Below are 19,699 nucleotides of genomic sequence, written 5' to 3'. Positions count from 1 at the left end.
GACGAAGCTAGCGGCGGCCGGTACGGCGGGGTCAAAGATTCCGGCGCGACAACATGAGGTCGTGCCACGGGCGTTGAGCCACGGGGGTTCAGCCGCCGGTGACCGCCCGGTAGACGGCGTGCACCCGGCGCGCCGCCTCCTGCCAGCCGAACCGCTCCTTGGCCCGGGTGCGCCCGGCCGCCCCCATGGCGGCCGCCCGCGCCGGGTCGGCGAGCAACTCGTTGACGGCCGCCGCGAGGTCCGAGGCGAATCGTTTCTCGTCGAGCGGCGTGCCGGTCCCGTCCCGCTGCTGCTCGATCGGTACGAGCAGGCCGGTCTCCCCGTCCGCGACGACCTCGGGGATGCCGCCGGTGGCGGTGGCGACGACGGCCGTGCCGCACGCCATGGCCTCCAGGTTGACGATGCCCATCGGCTCGTACAGCGAGGGGCAGACGAACACCGAGGCGTGGGTGAGGAACTGGCGCAGCGACTCCTGGTCGAGCATGCCGTCGACGCGGACGACCCCGCCGCGCACCCGGCTCAGCTCGTCGACCAGCGCGGCGGTCTCGGCGGCGATCTCCGGGGTGTCCGGCTGGCCGCAGCACAGCACGAGCTGGGCGGCCGGGTCGAGTTCGAAGGAGGCGCGCAGGAGCTGCGGCAGCCCCTTCTGGCGGGTCACCCGGCCGACGAACAGCACGATGGGCCGGGTGGGGTCGACGCCGTACCGGTCCAGGGCCGCCACGCGGTGGTCGGGGCGCTGGACGGCGGTGTCGATGCCGTTGTGCACGACGTGGACGCGGGCGGGGTCGACGTCCGGGTAGACGCGGAGGATGTCCTCGCGCATCCCGCGCGAGACGGCGACGACCGCGTCGGCGGCCTCGACGGCGGTGCGCTCCACCAGCGACGACAGCGCGTAGCCGCCGCCGAGCTGCTCGGCCTTCCAGGGCCGCAGCGGCTCCAGGCTGTGCATGGTCACCACGTGCGGCACGCCGTACAGGACCTTGGCCAGGTGCCCGGCGGCGTTGGCGTACCAGGTGTGGCTGTGCACCACGTCGGTGCCCTGGCAGCGGGCGGCCATCTCCACGTTCACGCCGAGGGTGCGCAGCGCCGGGTTGGCGCCGTCGGCGAGGGCGGGTTCCCGGTAGGCGGTCACCCCGGGAGCGGTGCGCGGCTCACCGAAGCAGTGCACCCGCAGGTCGACCAGCGCGCGCAGCTCCCGGGCGAGTTCGCCGACGTGGACGCCGGCGCCGCCGTAGACCTCGGGCGGGTACTCCTTGGTGAGCAGATCGACGCGTATGGCGGGCGTTGGCGAATTCATGCGTACTTCCTGACGTCGAGGGCCTGAAAGACGGTGCGGCCGCGCCCCGGTCGGGAGCGCGGCGCACGGTGGAAGGCCCCACGGCGGCGGTACGGCGGGGCGGTCGTCCCCCCGTCGCGGTTCCCCCTCCGGCGGACGGTAGCCAATCCGGGTGGCGCCGCGGGGCGTGCGTCCTGCCGGCGCGGGTCACGAGGCGCGTTTGCGGGGGGTGGTCTTCTTGGTGGTGGACTTCCTCGCCGTCGTCTTCTTCTCGGCCGCCTTGCCGCTCGCGGCCGTCTTCGAGGTGGACTTGCGGGCCGGGGCGGCCTTCTTCGCGGCCGACTTGGCGGTGGATTTCTTCGCGCCCCGTTCCTTGGGCGCGGCGGCGGCCTTCTTGCGGCCCGGCAGTTCGTGGACCGAGGCCTCCTCCGGCTCGCCCTCGCCGCGCGCCTCGCGGGCCGCGCGTACGCTGCTCTCCAGCGCGGCCATCAGGTCGATGACCTGGCCGCCGGCCTTCTCCTCCTTCGGCGGGGCGACCTCGGCGCCCTCGGCCTTGGCGGCGATCAACTGCTCGACCGCCTCCCGGTAGTCGTCGTGCAGCGTCTCGATGTCGACCTCGCCGAGGGTGTCCATCAGGGCGTCGGCCAGGTCGAGTTCGGCGTCCCGGACGGTCACCGAGGTGTCCGGGGCCACGCCTTCGGGGCTGCGGATCTCGTCCGGCCACAGCAGCCCGTGCATGGCGATGACGTCGTCGACGACCCGCAGCATCCCCAGCCGTTCGCGCCCGCGCAGCGCGAACTTGGCGATGGCCACCCGGTCGCTGCGCTTGAGCGCCTCGCGCAGCAGGGTGTACGGCTTCGCGGCGGGCACCCCGTTCGCCGACAGGTAGTACGCCGTGTCGATCTGGAGCGGGTCGATCTGCGACGCCGGTACGAAAGCGACGATCTCGATCGTCTTGGCGGTCGGCAGCGGCAGCGAGGCCAGGTCCTCGTCGGTGATCGGGATCATGGTGCCGTCGGCCTCTTCGTAGGCCTTGCCGATCTCGTCCGCCGACACCTCCTCGCCGTCCAGCTCGCACACCTTCCGGTAGCGGATCCGGCCACCGTCCTCGGTGTGGATCTGCCGGAAGGAGATGGACCGGTTCTCGGTGGCGTTCACCAGCTTGATGGGGATGCTGACCAGGCCGAATGAGATGGCGCCATTCCAAATGGATCGCACGATTCATCCCTTTCGTACCGATTCGTGGGATTCTCATCGTATGACGCCGATCACGGAGGTGGAGGGGCGGCGCCTGGCGCTCAGCAACCTGGAGAAGGTCATCCACCCCGCCACCGGGACCACCAAGGGCGAGATCCTGCACTACTACGCGACCGCCGCCCCCTTCCTCCTCCCCCACCTCCTGAACCGCCCCCTGTCCTTCCTCCGCTATCCGGACGGCCCCGACGGCCAGCTCTTCTTCACCAAGAACCCGCCGCCCGGCACCCCCTCCTGGGTGAAAACCGTCTCCGTCCCCCGATCGGAGGACAAGAACGCCCGCCAGGTGATGGTCCAGGACCTGCCGTCCCTGATGTGGGCGGCGAACCTGGTCGTGGAGTTCCACACCCCCCAGTGGCAGGCCGACGCGCCCGCCGTCGCCGACCGGCTCGTCCTCGACCTCGACCCCGGCGCGCCCGCCACCGTCGTGGAGTGCTGCCGGGTCGCCCTCTGGCTGCGCGAGCGGCTCGCCGAGGACGGCCTGGACGCGTACGCCAAGACGTCCGGCGCCAAGGGCATGCACCTGTACGTGCCGCTGGAACCGGCGCCCTCGGAGCGGGTCCAGGCGTACGCCAAGCAGCTCGCCGTCGAGGCGGAGGAGGAGCTGCCGGGGCTGGTCGTGCACCGGATGACCAAGGCGCTGCGCCCCGGCAAGGTCTTCGTCGACCACAGCCAGAACAACGCCGCCAAGACCACGGCCGCCCCCTACACCCTGCGCGCCCGCCGCGAGCCGGCCGTCTCGGCGCCCGTGACCTGGGAGGAGGTCGAGGCCTGCGGCGCCCCCGGACAGCTCACCTTCCTCATGGCCGACATGGCACCCCGCCTCCAGGACTACGGGGACCTGCTGGCCCCCCTGCTGGATCCGGAGCGGGCGGGACCGCTGCCATGGTCCTGAAGCCGCCCCTGAAGGTGGCCCTCGCGCAGACCGTCGGCGCCCTGCCGCGCGAGCCGGGACTGGCGTACGAACCCAAGTTCGACGGCCACCGGATGGTGATCTTCCGGGAGGGCGACGGGGTGGTCCTCCAGGCCCGCTCGGGGCGGATCGTCACCGCCGCGTTCCCCGATCTGGCGTCGGCTGCCCGGGAGTTGCCCGAAGGCACCGTCCTGGACGGCGAGGTGGTCGTCTGGCGGGAGGGCCGCATCGACTTCGCCGCCGTCCAGGGCCGGGCCGCCGCCACCCCCGGCCGGGCGCCCGGGCTCGCCCGGCGGCTGCCCGCCTCGTACGCCGCCTTCGACGTGCTCGCGGCGGGCGGCGCCGACCTCCGTCCGCGCCGGTACGCGGCGCGCCGCGAGCGGCTGGTGGAGCTGCTCGCCGAACTGGGCCCGCCCATCCAGCCCGTCCCCATGACGACCGACCCGGAGCTGGCCGCGACCTGGTACGAGACGCTGCCGGAGATCGGGGTCGAGGGCCTGGTCGTCAAGCGCCTGGACCAGCCGTACAAGGCCGGCACGCGCGCGTGGCGCAAGATCCGGCACACCGACACCTGGGACGCGGTGGTGGTCGGGTTCACCGGCGCCCAGCGGCGGCCCGCCTCCCTGGTCGTGGTGCTGCCCGACGACGACACCCCAGTCGTCTCCAGCCCCCTGCCGCCCGCGCTGCGCGCCCGCGCGGGCGCCGCGCTCGCCGCCCTGGCCCCCGGCGACACGGGCACTGCCATGGCGGTCGGCCTCGGCGAGGTGCCCTACGTCTCCGTACCGCCCGAGCTGACGGCGGAGGTCGCCACCGGCACGACCCGGCACACGGTGACGACGGTGCTGCGGCTGAAGGAGCCGCATCGGACGTGACGGAGCCGCATCAGGCACGCAGCCAGGTGCGGCGGTCACGGGCGGCCGTGTAGAGGGCGTCCACGTCCGCCGGTTTCAGGACACCGCCGAGCCGCCCGAGGGTCGGGATCTCGCCGTCCCGCAGCACCCGGACGCCGTCCAGCCCGGGCGCCACCTCCAGCCGGCCCGGGTCGGCCACCGCGAGGACCGGGCGCACGGCCGTGGCCAGGGCGTGCGCCGCCCGGTCCGCGTCCCGGCGGACCCACCGCAGGTGCGGCCGCGGCTCCCCGCGCCCGGCGGCGACGTACGGATCGGCGATCCGGGCCCGCCGCCCGCGCGCCGCGAGGGTGCGCACCGCGAACACGCCGCCGGGGCCGATCGCCAGGTGGTCGATGCGGGCACCGCCCGGCAGGGGCACGCAGTGCAGGGCCCGCCAGCCCGCGGTTTCCAGCCCGTCGAGGGCGTCGCCGACGCGCCGCTGGGCGGCGAGCTCCGCCGGGCGCGGGTCCTTGCGGAAGCGGCGCGCGGGGGCTTGGCCGAGAGCGGCGTACAGGGCTTCGCCGGGGCGGTTGGGGGCGAGGTCGTCGTCCGGGTGGAGGGTGAGACGTGCCAGGTCGGAGGCGGTGGGGACGGGCGGCGGGCCGACGGTGACCTCGCCGGTGACGTAGGGCGCGAGCGCCGCGACGACCTCGTCCTCGTACGCCTCGGAGTACGCCTCGGAGAGCAGGCTGATCCGGCCGCTGTCCCGGTCGTACCAGGCGATGTCCCGGCCGTCCGGCAGGCTGACCCGGAGCCGCCGGAGGCCGCTTTGTCCGAGCGGTGTGACCCGGAGTGCGGTCATGCCCCATCACCCCCACGCCCATGGGAACAGCCGCGCCCGGGGACGGCAAGGGACGGCGTCGGGCGTGTCCGATTGGCGGGGCATGGGCGTGGGCGGTGTGGTGCACTATTGCCCCCAAGTGCAGTGGTCGCGGGGAGGGACGGCATGTTCACGGGGATCGACGAGGTCGACTGGGCCTCGCTGGGTCATGCCTACGGCCCGGCTGACGACGTGCCCGGGCTGCTGCGCGGGCTCGCGTCTCCCGATCCGGTGGAGCGGGAGGTCGCGCTCGACGGCATGTACGGCGCGGTGCACCACCAGGGCGACGTGTACGACTCGACGCTCGCCTGCATCCCCTTCCTGCTGGAGCTGGTGGCGACGCCCGAGGTCCAGGACCGCGGCTGTGTCATCGAACTGCTGACCAGCATCGGCGGTATCGACCTGGACGGCGACGACGAGCTGGACGAACTGGACCCGGACGACGAGGAGTTCGAGGACGCGGCGAACTACGCGATGGCGGCGGCCGCCGTCGCCGCCGGTGCGGACGTGTTCCTCGGCCTGGTCGACGACGAGGACCGGGAGGTGCGGCTGGCGGCGCCGGGCGCGCTCGCCTCACTGCACGGGGACCCCGCGCGCGTGCTGGTCCTGCTGCGGGAGCGGCTGACCGTCGAGACGGACACCGAGGTGCGGCTCGCGCTGGTGGAGGCCGTGGGCCGGATCGCGCTGCGGTACGAGTCGCTGCGCGACGAGATCGTCGACTGGCTCGGCTGGCTCAAGGGCGCCGCCCAGGACCCCGCCCTGCGGCTCGCGGCCCTCGCCCAGCTCGCGCGGTGCGCCCCCGCGCGACTGCCCCGGGACGTCGTGGTGACGGTGACGGGACTGCTCGACGAGCTGCGGGAGGCACCGGCCGCGCGGCGCGGGTACGCGGCGGGTGCGGGTGCCGGGGCGGTGGCGGGCGCGGGTGCCGGGGCGGTGGCGGGCGCGGCGGGCGCCCTGGCTGACGCGCCGGACCTGGAGCTGCCCGGCCGCGCCGAGTTCGCGGGGCTCGGCGACGAGCAGGCCGAGCCGCGGCCCGCGACGCCCACCCTGGTGGGGCAGTTGCGGGAGCTTCGCGAGGAACAGCGGGCCGGGCGCGGCACGGCGTGGGCGGACGATCTGCTGCGGACCCTGCACAGCGCCCTGGACGACCGGGTCGAGGACCGGATCGCGCTGGTCACCGCCCAGTTGCGCAGCCCGGACCGGGACCAGCGGGCGGACGCGGTGTGGATGTGCGGCGGCCTGGTGCGGACGTGGCGCGGGGCGTACGACGAAGTCGTGCGGCTCGTCGGGGCGCAGCTCGCGGACCCCGAGCCACGCCTGCGTGAGGCGGCCGTGACGTGGCTGGAGGGCCTGTTCGAGGTGGCCCGCCCGGCGGCGGACGCGCTGGCGGCCAGGGTGGCGGCCGACCCGGCCCCCTGGGCGCCGGAGCGGGTGGGCGAGCGGGCGGGCGGCCGGTTCGGGATGGGCAGCGCGCTGCTGGCCCTCACCCGTACCGGTGACGCGCGGGCGGTGCCGGCGCTGGCCCGCGCCCTGGAGCAGCCCGGCCTGGACAGCCGCCTCGGCTACGCCATCACGCACCTGGGCGAGGCGGGCGCCCCGCTGGTGCCCGCGCTGCGGCACCGGCTGCGCGGGCTGCCGCTGGACGAGGAGCTCAGCGAGGAGGCGGGCCCGCTGCTGCTGGCGCTGGCGCACCTGGGTGCGACGGAGGCGCTGCCGGAGGTGCTGCGGGTGCTGCGCGGGGCGCCCGCGTTCCGCCGGGAGTGGGTGGTGGAGTCGTCGCTGCGGGCGCTGACCGCGTTCGGGCCGGCGGCGGGCGAGGCGGTGGGGGACCTGCGGGCGCTGCTGGACGACTGCTCGGTGGCGGTGGCGACGTCGGCGGCCCGGGCGCTGTGGGCGGTGGCGGGCGACGCCGGTGCCGTGGTGCCGAGGCTGCGCGGGCTGCTGCTGGCACGGGACGCGGCGCACCGGCGGGAGGCCGCCTGGGCGGTCGGCGCGATGGGGCGGGCGGCCGGGGCGGCGGCGCCGGAGCTGCGGGCGTGCCTGGCGGCGCCCGGGGTGTGGCTGCGGGTGGACGCGGCGGTGGCGCTGTGCCGGGTCACCGGGGACGTCCGGGAGGCGCTGCCGGTACTGGTGGGAGCCTGGAAGGAGAACCGGCACACGCGCGTGGAGATCGCCGAGTGCCTCGCGGAGCTGGGGCCGGTGCCGGTGCCGGTGGAGGCGGCCTCGCTGCTGCGCGCCGAGCTGGCCCGGACGCGCCGGCACAACGTCTCGGAGGGCACCTCCGGCGACCACGACGTCCACCAGGACGAAAAGCTCCTGGCGCTGTGCCGGCGGGCACTGGGCCACTCCGGAGAGGAGACCGCCGGATGATCATCTTCGGGACGAAGGGGTACCTCCAGCAGTTGGCCATGCTGACGCTGGTCTGCGGCCGGTGCGGCAACCCCGCCGCGCACGCGCTGCGGAAGAAGACCACCAAGTTCACGCTGTTCTTCGTGCCGCTGTTCCCCGTGGCGACGTCGTACGCGACGCAGTGCACGTTCTGCGGCGCGGAGGAGCGGATCACGCGGGAGCAGGCCGACCGGATGCTGTCGGGGGGCACGCGGGTGGCGTGACGGCGGGCGGGTGGCGTGACGGCGGCGCCCGGCGTACGGAGCGGTCCCGGGTCGACAAAAGGGACTTCCGTACGAATAAGGTTTACCGAAGACCGACCACGTCCAGCCGTCAGGAGCACCGTGAGCCCGCACCGCCCGGCCGCCGTGTACGCGGCAGTGCTGCTGCCCGGTGCCGCGGTGGCCGCGCTGCTGCTGTCCGGCTGCGGCGACGCGGGCGAGCTCCGGAGCGCGGGCCCCACGCCGACGGCCATCGGCCCGGTCCGGCTCTGGCCGGACCTGCCGCCCGTCACCGCGCCCCCGTACGACTACGGCGAGAGCGACACCGCGCAGGTCCCGGGCGTGACCGTGCCCGGCGGTGATGTCCGCCGCGTCGACCCGGTGGACGTCGTCCAGGCCGAGGTGGCGGCGCACCCCGACGAGTACAGCGGCCCGGACGGGCTCTACGAGGAGACGGCCCGGCAGATCCGGGAGTGCCGGGCGAAGCCGAGGCGGTGCCCGGTGATGACGCCGTACTACCGCGACCTCACCGGGGACGGCAAGGAGGAGCTGGTCGTCGGCATCAGGATGCCCGAACAGCAGACGGGACTGCGCGTGTACATGCCCGAGAAGGGCCGGCTGACCCGGATCATGTCCACCGTCGACCAGGTGGTGGGTGTGCAGTTGGCGGGCAAGGACCTGGTCGTACGGGTGGTCTCGGCGGGCATTCCGGGATACGAGTACCGCACGGCGTGGTCGTGGGACGCCCAGCAGCGGACGATGCTGCCGACGCGGGACGAGATCATCCGGGTGAAGCCGGCGCCACCGCCGCCCTCCCCCTCTCCCTCTCCGTCGCCGTCGCCGTCGCCGTCGCCGTCGGGTGGTGAGTGATGCGGCGCCCGCGGCTGCCCGCCTGGATGGCGACGCTCACGTTCAAGGCCGGGGCCTTCATCACAGTCATGTGCTGCGCGCTGGCCGCCCTGCTGGGCGCCCTGGTGCATGTGTCGGTGACCCGGCAGACGGTGGACACGGCGCGGGAGAAGGCGCTGGACCGGCTGGAGGAGGTGACCCGCTCGTACGAGGCGGGCGAGCCGTTGCCGCCGTACGCGGGCGTCGACCCGGACGGCCTGCCCTCCGCGCTCCGTGACCTCGCGGTCCGGGGCCATCGGGGCACGCTGGTGGCCGACGACCCCGGGGGACGGCCCACCATGTGGGCGGCCGGGCCCGCCGACGGCCGGGCGCTGGCGGTGCGCGTGGACTACTCGCTGAGCGCGAGCACCATCAGCGGCCTCGACCAGGCGATCGTCGGCTCCTCGGTGCTGGCCATCGGGGCGACGCTGCTGGTCGGCTCGTTCGCGGTGACCCGGGTGACCCGGCGGCTGCACCTGACGGCACAGGTGGCGCGGCGGATCAGCGCGGGCGACCTGGACGCGCGGGTCAACGACCCCCGCACGAAGGACCCGGCGCACCCCGAGGACGAGGTCGCGACCGTGTCGGGGGCGCTGGACACGATGGCGTCCAGCCTCCAGGGCAAGCTGTTGAGCGAGCAGCGCTTCACGGCGGACGTGGCGCACGAGTTGCGTACGCCGCTGACGGGGCTGTCGGCGGCGGCCGAGCTGTTGCCGCCGGGGCGGCCCGCGGAGCTGGTGCGGGACCGGGTGAAGGCGATGCGGGCGCTGACGGAGGACCTGCTGGAGATCTCCCGGCTGGACGCGCGCACCGAGAAGGTCGACCTCGACGTGCACGAGCTGGGCCCGCTGGCCGAACGGGTGGTGCGGGCGTCGGGCACGGACACGGAGGTGCGAATCGTGCGGGACGCGCGCGTGGAGACGGACAAGCGGCGCCTGGAGCGGGTGCTGGGGAACCTGGTGGCCAACGCCCACAAGCACGGCGCCCCGCCGGTCGTCCTGACCGTGGACGGCCCGGTGGTGAGCGTCCGCGACCACGGGCCGGGGTACCCGGACTACCTCCTGGAGCACGGGCCGCAGCGGTTCCGCACGGAGAGCGGCAGCAAGGGCCACGGCCTGGGCCTCACCATCGCGGCGGGCCAGGCGTCGGTCATCGGCGCGGACCTGCGCTTCACCAACGCCCCCGAAGGCGGCGCCGAAGCCCACCTGACGCTCCCCGAGTACGTCCAGCCCACCCCCGACACGACGCCCTGACGCGCCCCGCCCCGCTGGTACGCCGGGTGCGGGCCGGCGGGCGGGCACGGCCCCGCGCGGCCGGACGCCGACTGCGGGCCGCGTTAGGCGACATAACGGACATACCGCTTGCTACGTTGCGTGGCATGACCGTGCACAAGCGCCGTGGGGTGGAGTTGTCCCTCCTCATCGGGGCCGTCCTCATCGCCGTGTACGGGTATGTCGGCGTCGGTCTCGCCCGGAGCGGTGCCGTGCCGCCGGACGCCGCCGCGTACGGGGCCGGGCTGGGCCTGCTGGCCCTGCTCGCGCACCTCGCCGTGCGGTTCCGTGCCCCGTACGCCGACCCGCTGCTGCTGCCCATCGCGGTCCTGCTCAACGGCCTCGGGCTGGTCCTCATCTACCGCCTCGACCTGGAGACCCCCGCCGACCACGCCGCGCCCACCCAGTTGGTGTGGTCGACCCTCGGTGTGGGGCTGTTCATCGCGGTGGTCGTCCTGCTCCGGGACCACCGGACCTTGCAGGGGTACGCGTACGTGTCCGTCGCCGCCGCTCTGCTGTTGCTGCTGGTGCCGATCTTCTTCCCGGCCGTCAACGGCGCGAAGATCTGGATCCGGATCGGGGGCTTCTCGTTCCAGCCGGGCGAGTTCGCCAAGATCCTGCTCGCGGTCTTCTTCGCCGCGTACCTCGCGGCCAACCGCAACGCCCTCGCGTACACGGGCCGCCGTGTGTGGCGCGTACAGTTCCCGACCGGGCGGGTACTGGGGCCGGTTGTGGCGATCTGGCTGGTCAGTGTGGGCGTGCTGGTGCTGGAGCGGGATCTCGGGACCTCTTTGCTGTTCTTCGGGCTGTTCGTGATCCTGCTGTACGTGGCCACCGGCCGCACCGGCTGGGTCGCCGTGGGGCTGCTGCTGGCGGCGGCCGGGGCGTTCGTCGTCGGCAGCCTCGAACCGCACGTCAACAGCCGGGTGGAGGACTGGCTGCACCCCTTCGCCTCCATCGAGGCCGGCCAGGGGCCGGGCCAGCTCGCCCAGTCGCTGTTCGCCTTCGCGGCGGGCGGGATGCTGGGGACGGGACTGGGGATGGGCGACTCCGTGCTGATCGGCTTCGCGGCCAAGTCCGACTTCATCCTGGCCACCGCCGGCGAGGAGCTGGGCCTGGCCGGGCTGACGGCCGTCTTCCTGCTGTACGCCCTGCTCGTGGCGCGCGGCTTCCGGACCGGGCTGGCTCTGCGTGACCCGTTCGGCCGGCTCCTGGCCACCGGTCTCGCCTCCATCCCGGCCCTCCAGGTGTTCGTCATCGCGGGCGGCGTGATGGGCCTGATCCCCCTGACCGGCATGGCCATGCCCTTTCTGGCCCAGGGCGGTTCGTCGGTCGTCACCAACTGGATCATCGTCGCCCTGCTGATCCGCGTCAGCGACTCCGCCCGCGCGCCGGAGCCCCAGGGCGTGGAGCCCGGTGCCATCGTCCCGGTGGCGGAGGAGGTCCGGTGATCCCCTGCATCCGGCACGCCGCCGTGCTGTGCCTGCTGCTCCTGGCGGCCCTGCTGGTCAACGCCGCCCGCGTGCAGGTCTTCGAGGCCCCGTCGCTGGACGGCAACCCGGCCAACCGGCGCCCGGTCCTGGCCCGTTACGCCGAGCCGCGCGGCGACATCGTCGTGGGTGGCGCGCCGGTCACCGGCTCCAAGGACACCGGCCAGCCGCTGCGCCACGAGCGCACGTACACCGACGGACCGCTGTACGCACCGGTGACCGGGTACGCCTCGCAGACGTACGGCACCACGCTCCTGGAACACGCGGAGGATCCCCTGCTGTCCGGGACCAGTCCGATGCTCGCGCCCTTCCCGTTCTGGCACGACCTCAGCCGCACCCGGCCGCCGGGCGGCGACGTCGTCACCACCATCAGCGAGCCGCTGCAACGCCTCGCGTACGACGGGCTCAGGGGCCGGCGCGGCGCGGTCGCCGCCATCGAGCCGTACAGCGGGCGCATCCTGGCCCTGGTGAGCAGCCCCTCGTACGACCCCGGGCTGCTGTCCGGCACCGGCCGCGAGGTGGCCGCCACGTGGGCCGAACTGAACGAGGCACCGGGCCGGCCGATGCTCAACCGGGCCCTGCTGGAGACCTATCCGCCCGGCTCCACGTTCAAGATCGTGACCGCGGCGGCCGCGATGGACGCCGGGATCGTCACGGACGTCGACGCCCCGACCGGCACGCCCGATCCGTACCTGCTGCCGGGCACCCGCACCGTGCTGCCCAACGAGGCGAAGGGCTGCGGCAACGCCTCACTGGCGTACGCGATCCGCTGGTCCTGCAACACGGTGATGGCCCACCTCGGGGTGAAGGTGGGGGCCGCCGGGATGCTCGACGCGGTGGCGCGGTTCGGCTTCAACGACTCCTCGCTGCGCGTCCCGACGGCGGTGGCCCGGTCCAACTTCGACACCGAGATGACCGTGGACCGGCTCGCGCTCTCCGCCATCGGCCAGTACGACACGCGGGCCACCCCGCTCCAGATGGCGATGGTCGCCGCCGCCGTCGCCAACGGCGGCGAGATCGCCCACCCGCACCTGGTGGACCGGACGACGACCTCCGACGGGGACACCGTGGCGCAGCACGTCCGCCGCACCTACCGGCAGGCGATGCTGCCGCCGACGGCGCTGCGGCTCCAGCAACTGATGGTGGGCGTCGTCGACGGCGGCTCCGGCAGCAACGCGGCGATCCCCGGCGCGAGGGTCGGTGGCAAGACCGGCACGGCGCAGCACGGCGTGGGCAACATCGGCACGCCGTACGCCTGGTTCATCGGCTGGGCGCAGGCGGCGGACACGGGGCGGCCGGCGGTCGCGGTGGCGGTGGTCGTGGAGGACGCGTCCGCGAACCGGGAGGACATCAGCGGCGGCGGCAGCGCGGCGCCGATCGCCCGCTCGGTGATGGAGGAGGCGCTGCGCGAGGAGGAGCGGCGCAGCGCCGGGCGTCTCGGTCCGCGGAACGGGGCAGGCGGACCGTTCGGGCCGTGATGACGGAGCGCCCATGGACTTCGAACTCGCACCGGTGGACATCGCCCGGCTCGGGCGGCACCGGGAGCTGCTGAGCCGCCCGTACCGTGAACACGGTCCGCTGAGGGTTCAGCCGATCGGCTTGCGCATCTCCGCGCGGACCTTGAGGGTCAGCTCGGCGGCCTCGGCCAGGTCGATGTCCCCGGGCTTCTGGCCGAGGGACGCCGAGTCGACGATGCCGACACCGGCGGCGGTGTTGTCGTCGCCCCAGGCGCACATCGGGAAGGTGACCTGGTTGCCGCCTTCGGTGTTGGTGAGCACCTCGCACTCGACCTTGACGTCCGAACCGGCGGGTGTGACGTCCTTGGCCGGTGTCTCGATCTTGGCGTTCTGGGCGGTGCCGGCGCCGTGCAGCACGCTTCGGCGCTGGTGGTCGGGGTTCTTGATCTGGCCGTAGTACCCGGAGACGACCAGTGCCTTGACCTGGTCGCCGGACTGGGCGGTGTACTGGGCCACGGCCGCGCCGCCGGTGCGCACGCTGCTGTCGTGCGACTCGTCCAGGACCTTCTTGCCCTCGGTGCCGGACATGTCCTGGGCGAGCGTGTACTGGCCGTCCACGAGCGTCTTGGGGACGGTGAGCTTGTGCGTGGCCGCCGGGAAGGGGGTGTCGTTCCCGGCGCCGTCGATGACCATCTTGACGCCGAAGCCGAGGCAGCCGAGCAGGACCAGCGACCCGGCGACGATGCCGATGACCAGGCCGGTGCTCTTCTTCCGCGGCGGCTGAGGGGGCATCGGCGCCCCGTACGGCCCGGGGTACTGCTGGGGGAATCCGGGCTGCTGCGGCTGCTGGTAGGGGCCCGGCTGCTGCTGGTACGGGCCCGCGTACGGGCCGGGCGGCTGCTGGGGCGGAGGCGGCATGGTCATGCCCGCCAGGCTACGTCACGGGTGCGAGGCCCCGGCTCCGCCCTCGGCTATCGCCTCGGTGACCTCCGCGACCCGCTCGGCCTCCTCGGCCGCGAAGCGTTCGCGGTCGAGCTGCTCGGCGATCTCCTCGTCCTGGGTCATGAGCAGGTCCAGGTTGGAGTCGCCCAGTTCGAAGACGCCCATGTCGACGTAGGCCTTCTGGAGGCGTTCGCCCCACAGGCCGATGTCCTTGACGCAGGGGACGATCCGGCTGAAGAGGAGCTTGCGGAAGAGGTGGAGGAATTCGGACTGTTCGGAGAACTGCTCCGCCTCCTTCCTGGAGATGCCGAAGTTCTCCAGCACCTCCACGCCGCGCAGCCGGTCGCGCATCAGGTAGCAGCCCTCGATGACGAACTCCTCGCGTTCGCGCAGTTCGGCGTCGGTGAGCTGCTTGTAGTAGTCGCGCAGCGCCATCCGGCCGAAGGCGACGTGCCGGGCCTCGTCCTGCATGACGTACGCCAGTATCTGCTTCGGCAGCGGCTTGTCCGTGGTGTCCCGGATCATCCCGAACGCGGCGAGCGCGAGGCCCTCGATGAGGACCTGCATGCCGAGGTAGGGCATGTCCCACCGGGAGTCGCGGAGGGTGTCACCCAGCAGGCCCTGGAGGTTGTCGTTGATCGGGTAGAGCATCCCGATCTTCTCGTGCAGGAAGCGCCCGTAGATCTCGGCGTGCCGGGCCTCGTCCATGGTCTGGGTGGCGGAGTAGAACTTGGCGTCCATGTCGGGGACGGACTCCACGATCCGGGCCGCGCAGATCATGGCGCCCTGCTCGCCGTGGAGGAACTGGCTGAACTGCCAGGAGGCGTAGTGCTTGCGCAGTTCGCCCTTGTCCTTGTCGGTGAGCTTGGCCCAGTGGCGCGTCCCGTACAGGGTCAGCGCCTCGTCGGGGGTGCCGAGCGGGTCGTACGGGTCGACCTCCAGGTCCCAGTCGATGCGCCGGGCGCCGTCCCACTGCTTGTCCTTGCCCTTCTGGTAGAGGGCGAGCAGCCGGTCGCGGCCGTCGTCGTACTCCCAACTGAAACGGGCCGATCCGGTGGCCGGCACCTGCCAGATCGAGTCTCCCGGGTCCTTGCTGTAGAGGTCATGCGTCGACACGGACGGCTCCTTCGCCTGTGCGCTGACGGGTGGTTGGCAGGCTCACACGTTGGTAGACGCCGGGTCAACAAGTCGGGCACAGGGGATTGACGGCCTTGCTGACACGCAGTCTTATAAGGGATGACCCCCAGTAACGCCAACTGCGCGAGGTGCCCCGCTCATGACGACCGTGACCGAACGCGACATACGTCTGCTCAGGGACGCGCTCGGCCCGCTCCGGGACCGCGAACAGGTCGCCGAGCGCCTGCTCGAATCGTCCGCGAAGCACTCCTTCGACCCCGACAAGGAACTCGACTGGGACGCCCCCATCGAGGACGGCAAGTGGTTCTGGCCGCCGGAGCTGGTCTCCCTCTACGACACCCCGCTGTGGCGGAAGATGTCCGAGGAGCAGCGGATGGACCTGGCCCGGCACGAGGCCGCGTCGCTCGCCTCGCTCGGCATCTGGTTCGAGATCATCCTGATGCAGCTCCTGGTCCGGCACATCTACGACAAGTCGGTCACCAGCAACCACGTCCGGTACGCGCTCACCGAGATCGCGGACGAGTGCCGCCACTCGATGATGTTCGCGAGGATGATCCAGAAGGGCCAGGCCCCGGCGTACCAGGTGCCGCGCGTCTACCACAACATGGCGCGCGTCCTGAAGACCGTCTCGACGACCCCCGGTTCGTTCGCGGCCACGCTGCTCGGTGAGGAGATCCTCGACTGGATGCAGCGCCTGACCTTCCCCGACGAGCGCGTCCAGACCCTGGTGCGCGGTGTGACCCGCATCCACGTGGTGGAGGAGGCCCGGCACGTCCGGTACGCGCGCGAGGAGTTGCGCCGCCAGATGGTCACCGCGCCGCGCTGGGAGCAGGAGTTCACCCGGCTGAGCTGCGGCGAGGCCGCCCGGGTCTTCTCCGTCTGCTTCGTCAACCCCCAGGTGTACGAGAACGTCGGCCTCGACCGGCGCGAGGCGGTCGCCCAGGTCAGGGCCAGCGGCCACCGCCGCGAGGTCATGCAGTCCGGCGCCAAGCGGCTGACGGACTTCCTCGACGACATCGGGGTGCTGCGGGGCATGGGGCGCAGGCTCTGGAAGAGTTCCGGCCTCCTCGCCTGAAGCCCCCCACCACGGAGGATGGCGCGGAGTTACGCTGCGGGCATGACCAGTGCCGCCACGCCCGCACCCGCGTACCGACGGCTCAGCGTCGAGGAGCGCCGTACGCAGCTCCTCGGCGTCGCCCTCTCGCTCTTCGCGCACCGGGCGCCGGAGGACGTCTCGCTCGACGACGTCGCCGAGGCGGCCGGGGTGTCGCGGCCGCTGGTGTACCGCTACTTCGCGGGCGGCAAGCAGGAGTTGTACGAGGCCGCGCTGCGGTCGGCCGCCGACGAGCTGGAACTGTGCTTCGCCGAACCGGCCGTCGGGCCGCCGACCGAGCGGCTCGCCCGCGTCCTCGACCGGTACCTGGCCTTCGTCGACGAGCACGACGCCGGGTTCAGCGCCCTGCTCCAGGGCGGCAGCGTCGCCGAGACGTCCCGTACGACCGCGATCGTCGACGAGGTGCGGCGCGCCGCCGCCGAGCAGATCCTGCTCCACCTGGGCGTGCCGGAGCCCGGGCCGAGGCTGCGGATGATGGTGCGCACGTGGATCGCGGCGGTCGAGGCGGCGTCGCTGATCTGGCTGGACGAGGACAAGCGGCCGCCCGCCGCCGAACTGCGCGCCTGGCTGGTCGACCACCTGGTCGCCCTGCTGACGGCGACCGCCGCGACCGACGAGCAGACGGCCGGCGCGGTGGCGGGGCTGCTGGCGCAGGAGACGGCCGAGGGCCCGGTGGGCACCCTGGCGCGCCGCGTGATCCCCGTGGTGAGCGAGGCCGCGCACCTCCTGTGACACTGGCTGCGTGCGAAGCGAGAACACCCCCTTCTACGGCGGCCCCCTGGACGGCCGGGTCCTGCCGGTCCTCACCGGCATCACCGGCCACCCGCCCAAGTGGTACACGGTCCCCGTCCCGGCCGAGGACGGCGGCCCGCCGACCGTCCACGCCTACCGCCGCGTCCCCTCCGGCTACACGAAGCGGCTCGGGCTCCAGCGCGGCTGGAAGTACGAGTACGCCCCCGAGGGGCGCGAGCGGCGCGAGCTGAACTGGCCCTGGTCCCGGAAGTCGTAGGATCACGGGCATTCGCGCCACCGTGCCGCCAAAGGGGGAGTTTCCGCATGGAACCGTCGTCGCCTCTCCAGCCGATCGACCCTCTGCGGGACGGTGACCCCCGCCACTGCGGGCCGTACACCGTGCTGGCCCGCTTCGGCGGGTCCGCGAGCGCGGTGCGGTACCTCGCGCGGGACGACGACGGTACGACGGCCGTCGTCGCCGTGGCGCCGGCCGGGCTCGCGGAACTGCCCGCGTTCCGGCGGCGCTTCGCGGCGGAGGCGCGTACGGCGGAGAGGCTGGCCGGCGGGTGGGTGCCGCGGCCGCTGGCCGCCGACGTCGACGGGCCCCGGCTGTGGACGGCGACGCCCTACGAACCCGCGCTCACGCTGGGCGAGGCGGTCGCCCTCGCCGGGCCGTTGCCCGAGAAGGCGGTACGGGTGCTGGGCGCCGGGCTCGCCGAGACCCTGTCGCGGGTGCACGCGACCGGGGCGGTGCTGCACGGGCTGGCCCCCGGCACGGTGCTGCTGGCGGCCGACGGGCCACGGCTGACCGCGTTCGGCGCGCTGGGCGCGGCGGAGTCGGCGGAGGCCCGCGCGGGTGGGCAGTTGTCGGTACGGCTCGGCTACCTCACCCCCGAGCAGGCCGCCGGGCACGAGCCCGGCCCGCCGTCGGACGTCTTCGTGCTGGGCCTGCTGCTGGCGTACGCCGCGGCCGGCGCCCCTCCGCTGCCGGACGCGGCGGCCATCGCGGACGCCGAACCGGACCTGGGCGCCGTCCCGGAGGACCTGCGCCCGCTGATCGCCCAGTGCCTCGCCAAGTCCCCCGAGGACCGCCCCACGGCCGGCCGCGTCGCCGCGACACTGGCCCTGGAGGGCGCGGCGGCCCTGGCCCGAACCAGTTGGCTGCCGAACCGGCTGACCACGGCCATCGACGCCCAAGCGACCCGGGTAACGGCCCTCAAGGCCCCACTCGATGGGCCGACCGGGGCAGACCCGAACCTTGCGGACGCGGGGGCCGGCGGGGCGGGTGCCGACGGGGCGGGTGCCGCCGACGGGGCGGGTAACGACGACGCGGGTGCCGACGACGCGGGCTCCCCCGACGCCGGCTCCCCCGACGCCGGGCTCGACGGGCGGACCGTGCGGGTCGGGCGGCAGGTGCGGCGGGAGCCGCCCGCGGGGGAACTGGTGCCGGCCGCCCGGCTGCCGCAGGTGCTCCTGCCGCCCGCTCCGCCGGTCCAGGCGCAGGCACCGGTGCCCGCCCTGCCGGTGCCGCTCCCGGTCCAGGTTCCGGCGCCCGCACCGGCCTCCGCGTCACCCGCGCTCTCCCGCCGTGGGCTGTTCACCGGTCTGGCCTCGGGTGTGGCGGGAGCCGTCCTCGGGGGCGGCGGCGTGCTGGCGTTCGCGTCAGGCGACGGCGAGGAGCCGCGTACCGACGCCCGGCCCGCGGCCCGGCCCCGCCCCGCCGTGTCCGGGGTGCCGCCGCAGCCGCGCTGGGCGTACGCGCACCCCGCCACCGAACGCTCCGCGCTGAACGCCGCCGTCTGGCGGGACCGCACCCTCGTCCTGACCTCCGACGCCCACACCACGGCCGTCGACCTCGCGACCGGCCGGCGCCTCTGGCAGCGCGCCGACGCCGCCTCCGGGCACCGCGCCCTGACCGTCGGCGGCGACCGGCTGCTCGTCGTCGGCACCGACGGGTTCCGGCTGCTGTCGCCGAAGGACGGCACGGTCGAGGGGCGGACGCCGTTCCCCGGCGGCCTGCGCCTGTCGGCGGTCGCCGGACACGCGGGCGACGTCGTGTGGTTCACCGGCACGGTGGCGACCCGCACGTACCTCTTCGCGTACGACGTCGCGCGCTCCAAGGAGCTGTGGCGCGTCCAGGTACCCAACGGCCGCCCCCCGTACACCCCCGCCTACGAGGTGCTCGCGCTGCGGCCGGACGCCCTCGTCGTGCGCCAGGACCCGCGGTCGCTGACCGCCGCGCAGGTCAAGGCCGCCAAGGGGCTCGCGATCTTCTACGCGCACGACCGGGCCACCGGGGCGCGCCGGTGGTTCCGTCCGTTCGGCGGGGCGCGGCCGGGCGGCACGGTGTCCGGGGACGGGTCGGGGCGGCTCTACCCGGCGGTGGGCGACGCCCTGCACGCGTTCGACACCCGTACCCGAAGGCCGCTGTGGCGGTTGGCGGGTGGCGGCGTCTTCGGCCGTGCCGAGGTGCGCGGCGGCACGCTGTACGTCGCGGACCGCTCCCAGGCGGTGTACGCGGTCGATCCGGCCACCGGCCGGGCGCGCTGGCGGCGCACGACGGAGGCGGCGCCGGGCGGTGACGTGCCGGGCGTGACCGTCAGCACGAGCGGCCGCACCCTGCTCGCGGCGGACGGCTCGCAGGTCACCGCGTTCGGGGCGGACGACGGGCGGCGGCTGTGGAAGTTCCAGGACGCCGGGGTCCAGGGCCCGGGCGGCAAGGACACGTCGGCCCCGTACACCGCCCTGGCGGCGGGCGAGGCCGGTGTCGTCGTGCGCCGCGACCGGACGTTCTACGCGCTGCCGGTGGAGTGACCGGGACGGGTGACCGTGTTGGGCCGATCCGCCCAGTCATGCATTTTATGCGCTAGTCGTATCATCCACCGCTTCACGATGGGGGCGGAGGT

At 74.0% G+C, this 19,699-nt stretch carries 17 protein-coding genes; 12 read left to right on the top strand and 5 right to left on the bottom strand.

Annotated features, from left to right (window positions below):
• Nucleotides 1–88: 88 nt before the first annotated feature.
• Nucleotides 89–1,297: a glycogen synthase gene (gene glgA, locus ACZ46W_RS08675; protein WP_468333502.1), complete on the bottom strand. Its 1,209-nt coding sequence runs from the start codon at nucleotides 1,295–1,297 to the stop codon at nucleotides 89–91.
• A 186-nt stretch (nucleotides 1,298–1,483) separates the two neighbouring features.
• A complete protein-coding gene (gene ku, locus ACZ46W_RS08670) occupies nucleotides 1,484–2,494 on the bottom strand; it encodes a non-homologous end joining protein Ku (RefSeq protein ID WP_468333499.1) in 1,011 nt (336 codons plus the stop codon).
• A 40-nt stretch (nucleotides 2,495–2,534) separates the two neighbouring features.
• Here ku and ligD point away from each other — a divergent pair, with 40 nt between their 5' ends.
• Entirely contained in the window at nucleotides 2,535–3,425 is an 891-nt protein-coding gene (gene ligD / locus ACZ46W_RS08665; RefSeq protein WP_468333496.1) for a non-homologous end-joining DNA ligase, read from the top strand.
• A complete protein-coding gene (locus tag ACZ46W_RS08660) occupies nucleotides 3,416–4,315 on the top strand; it encodes an ATP-dependent DNA ligase (protein WP_468333493.1) in 900 nt (299 codons plus the stop codon). The genes ligD and ACZ46W_RS08660 overlap by 10 nt, the downstream gene beginning before the upstream one ends.
• 10 nt (nucleotides 4,316–4,325) lie before the next feature.
• Here ACZ46W_RS08660 and ACZ46W_RS08655 read toward each other — a convergent pair whose 3' ends face one another.
• Nucleotides 4,326–5,135: a nuclease-related domain-containing protein gene (locus ACZ46W_RS08655; protein ID WP_468333490.1), complete on the bottom strand. Its 810-nt coding sequence runs from the start codon at nucleotides 5,133–5,135 to the stop codon at nucleotides 4,326–4,328.
• A 144-nt stretch (nucleotides 5,136–5,279) separates the two neighbouring features.
• Between ACZ46W_RS08655 and ACZ46W_RS08650 the strand changes: the two genes are divergently transcribed.
• The 6 genes from ACZ46W_RS08650 (at nucleotide 5,280) to ACZ46W_RS08625 (ending at nucleotide 12,889) form a co-directional block, all read left to right on the top strand.
• Nucleotides 5,280–7,523: a PBS lyase gene (locus ACZ46W_RS08650; protein ID WP_468333487.1), complete on the top strand. Its 2,244-nt coding sequence runs from the start codon at nucleotides 5,280–5,282 to the stop codon at nucleotides 7,521–7,523.
• The gene (locus ACZ46W_RS08645) at nucleotides 7,520–7,765 is read left to right on the top strand and encodes a zinc-ribbon domain-containing protein (protein WP_468333484.1); all 246 of its coding nucleotides are present in this window, start codon (nucleotides 7,520–7,522) and stop codon (nucleotides 7,763–7,765) included. Before ACZ46W_RS08650 ends, ACZ46W_RS08645 begins: the two co-directional genes overlap by 4 nt.
• 120 nt (nucleotides 7,766–7,885) lie before the next feature.
• Nucleotides 7,886–8,632 carry a hypothetical protein gene (locus tag ACZ46W_RS08640; RefSeq protein ID WP_468333481.1) on the top strand — a complete coding sequence of 249 codons (747 nt, stop codon included), beginning with the start codon at nucleotides 7,886–7,888 and terminating at the stop codon, nucleotides 8,630–8,632.
• Entirely contained in the window at nucleotides 8,632–9,903 is a 1,272-nt protein-coding gene (locus ACZ46W_RS08635; RefSeq protein ID WP_468333478.1) for an ATP-binding protein, read from the top strand. Before ACZ46W_RS08640 ends, ACZ46W_RS08635 begins: the two co-directional genes overlap by 1 nt.
• 125 nt (nucleotides 9,904–10,028) lie before the next feature.
• Entirely contained in the window at nucleotides 10,029–11,372 is a 1,344-nt protein-coding gene (locus tag ACZ46W_RS08630; RefSeq protein ID WP_468333475.1) for an FtsW/RodA/SpoVE family cell cycle protein, read from the top strand.
• Nucleotides 11,369–12,889, top strand: coding sequence for a penicillin-binding transpeptidase domain-containing protein (locus tag ACZ46W_RS08625; protein WP_468333472.1), 1,521 nt, complete (start codon nucleotides 11,369–11,371; stop codon nucleotides 12,887–12,889). The genes ACZ46W_RS08630 and ACZ46W_RS08625 overlap by 4 nt, the downstream gene beginning before the upstream one ends.
• 108 nt (nucleotides 12,890–12,997) lie before the next feature.
• On the opposite strand, the gene ACZ46W_RS08620 is transcribed toward ACZ46W_RS08625, so the two are convergent.
• Both ACZ46W_RS08620 and ACZ46W_RS08615 read right to left on the bottom strand, forming a co-directional pair.
• Nucleotides 12,998–13,792: a hypothetical protein gene (locus ACZ46W_RS08620; RefSeq protein ID WP_468333469.1), complete on the bottom strand. Its 795-nt coding sequence runs from the start codon at nucleotides 13,790–13,792 to the stop codon at nucleotides 12,998–13,000.
• A 15-nt stretch (nucleotides 13,793–13,807) separates the two neighbouring features.
• Nucleotides 13,808–14,926 carry a ferritin-like domain-containing protein gene (locus ACZ46W_RS08615; protein WP_468333466.1) on the bottom strand — a complete coding sequence of 373 codons (1,119 nt, stop codon included), beginning with the start codon at nucleotides 14,924–14,926 and terminating at the stop codon, nucleotides 13,808–13,810.
• 160 nt (nucleotides 14,927–15,086) lie between these two features.
• Between ACZ46W_RS08615 and ACZ46W_RS08610 the strand changes: the two genes are divergently transcribed.
• The 4 genes from ACZ46W_RS08610 to ACZ46W_RS08595 are packed head-to-tail and all read left to right on the top strand — an operon-like array spanning nucleotide 15,087 to nucleotide 19,607.
• The gene (locus ACZ46W_RS08610) at nucleotides 15,087–16,022 is read left to right on the top strand and encodes an AurF N-oxygenase family protein (protein WP_468333463.1); all 936 of its coding nucleotides are present in this window, start codon (nucleotides 15,087–15,089) and stop codon (nucleotides 16,020–16,022) included.
• Nucleotides 16,023–16,064: 42 nt separating this feature from the next.
• Complete coding sequence (locus ACZ46W_RS08605) at nucleotides 16,065–16,793, top strand: TetR/AcrR family transcriptional regulator (protein WP_366127461.1); 729 nt, start codon at nucleotides 16,065–16,067, stop codon at nucleotides 16,791–16,793.
• A 10-nt stretch (nucleotides 16,794–16,803) separates the two neighbouring features.
• Nucleotides 16,804–17,070 carry a hypothetical protein gene (locus tag ACZ46W_RS08600; protein ID WP_468333459.1) on the top strand — a complete coding sequence of 89 codons (267 nt, stop codon included), beginning with the start codon at nucleotides 16,804–16,806 and terminating at the stop codon, nucleotides 17,068–17,070.
• A gap of 47 nt (nucleotides 17,071–17,117) precedes the next feature.
• A complete protein-coding gene (locus ACZ46W_RS08595) occupies nucleotides 17,118–19,607 on the top strand; it encodes an outer membrane protein assembly factor BamB family protein (RefSeq protein WP_468333456.1) in 2,490 nt (829 codons plus the stop codon).
• Nucleotides 19,608–19,699: the final 92 nt, after the last annotated feature.

It is taken from the genome of Streptomyces sp. NPDC031064 (assembly GCF_055570965.1).
This window is presented reverse-complemented; position numbering and strand designations above follow the sequence as displayed.

Excerpts from the sequence above, each read along its gene's own strand:
- ACZ46W_RS08660 (WP_468333493.1), top strand. The coding sequence starts at position 3,416 with ATGGTCCTGAAGCCGCCCCTGAAGGTGGCCCTCGCGCAGACCGTCGGC.
- ACZ46W_RS08610 (WP_468333463.1), top strand. The coding sequence starts at position 15,087 with ATGACGACCGTGACCGAACGCGACATACGTCTGCTCAGGGACGCGCTC.
- ACZ46W_RS08635 (WP_468333478.1), top strand. The coding sequence starts at position 8,632 with ATGCGGCGCCCGCGGCTGCCCGCCTGGATGGCGACGCTCACGTTCAAG.
- ACZ46W_RS08645 (WP_468333484.1), top strand. The coding sequence starts at position 7,520 with ATGATCATCTTCGGGACGAAGGGGTACCTCCAGCAGTTGGCCATGCTG.
- ACZ46W_RS08655 (WP_468333490.1), bottom strand. The coding sequence starts at position 5,135 with ATGACCGCACTCCGGGTCACACCGCTCGGACAAAGCGGCCTCCGGCGG.
- ACZ46W_RS08605 (WP_366127461.1), top strand. The coding sequence starts at position 16,065 with ATGACCAGTGCCGCCACGCCCGCACCCGCGTACCGACGGCTCAGCGTC.
- ACZ46W_RS08630 (WP_468333475.1), top strand. The coding sequence starts at position 10,029 with ATGACCGTGCACAAGCGCCGTGGGGTGGAGTTGTCCCTCCTCATCGGG.
- ligD (WP_468333496.1), top strand. The coding sequence starts at position 2,535 with ATGACGCCGATCACGGAGGTGGAGGGGCGGCGCCTGGCGCTCAGCAAC.
- ACZ46W_RS08595 (WP_468333456.1), top strand. The coding sequence starts at position 17,118 with ATGGAACCGTCGTCGCCTCTCCAGCCGATCGACCCTCTGCGGGACGGT.
- ACZ46W_RS08650 (WP_468333487.1), top strand. The coding sequence starts at position 5,280 with ATGTTCACGGGGATCGACGAGGTCGACTGGGCCTCGCTGGGTCATGCC.
- ACZ46W_RS08620 (WP_468333469.1), bottom strand. The coding sequence starts at position 13,792 with ATGACCATGCCGCCTCCGCCCCAGCAGCCGCCCGGCCCGTACGCGGGC.
- glgA (WP_468333502.1), bottom strand. The coding sequence starts at position 1,297 with ATGAATTCGCCAACGCCCGCCATACGCGTCGATCTGCTCACCAAGGAG.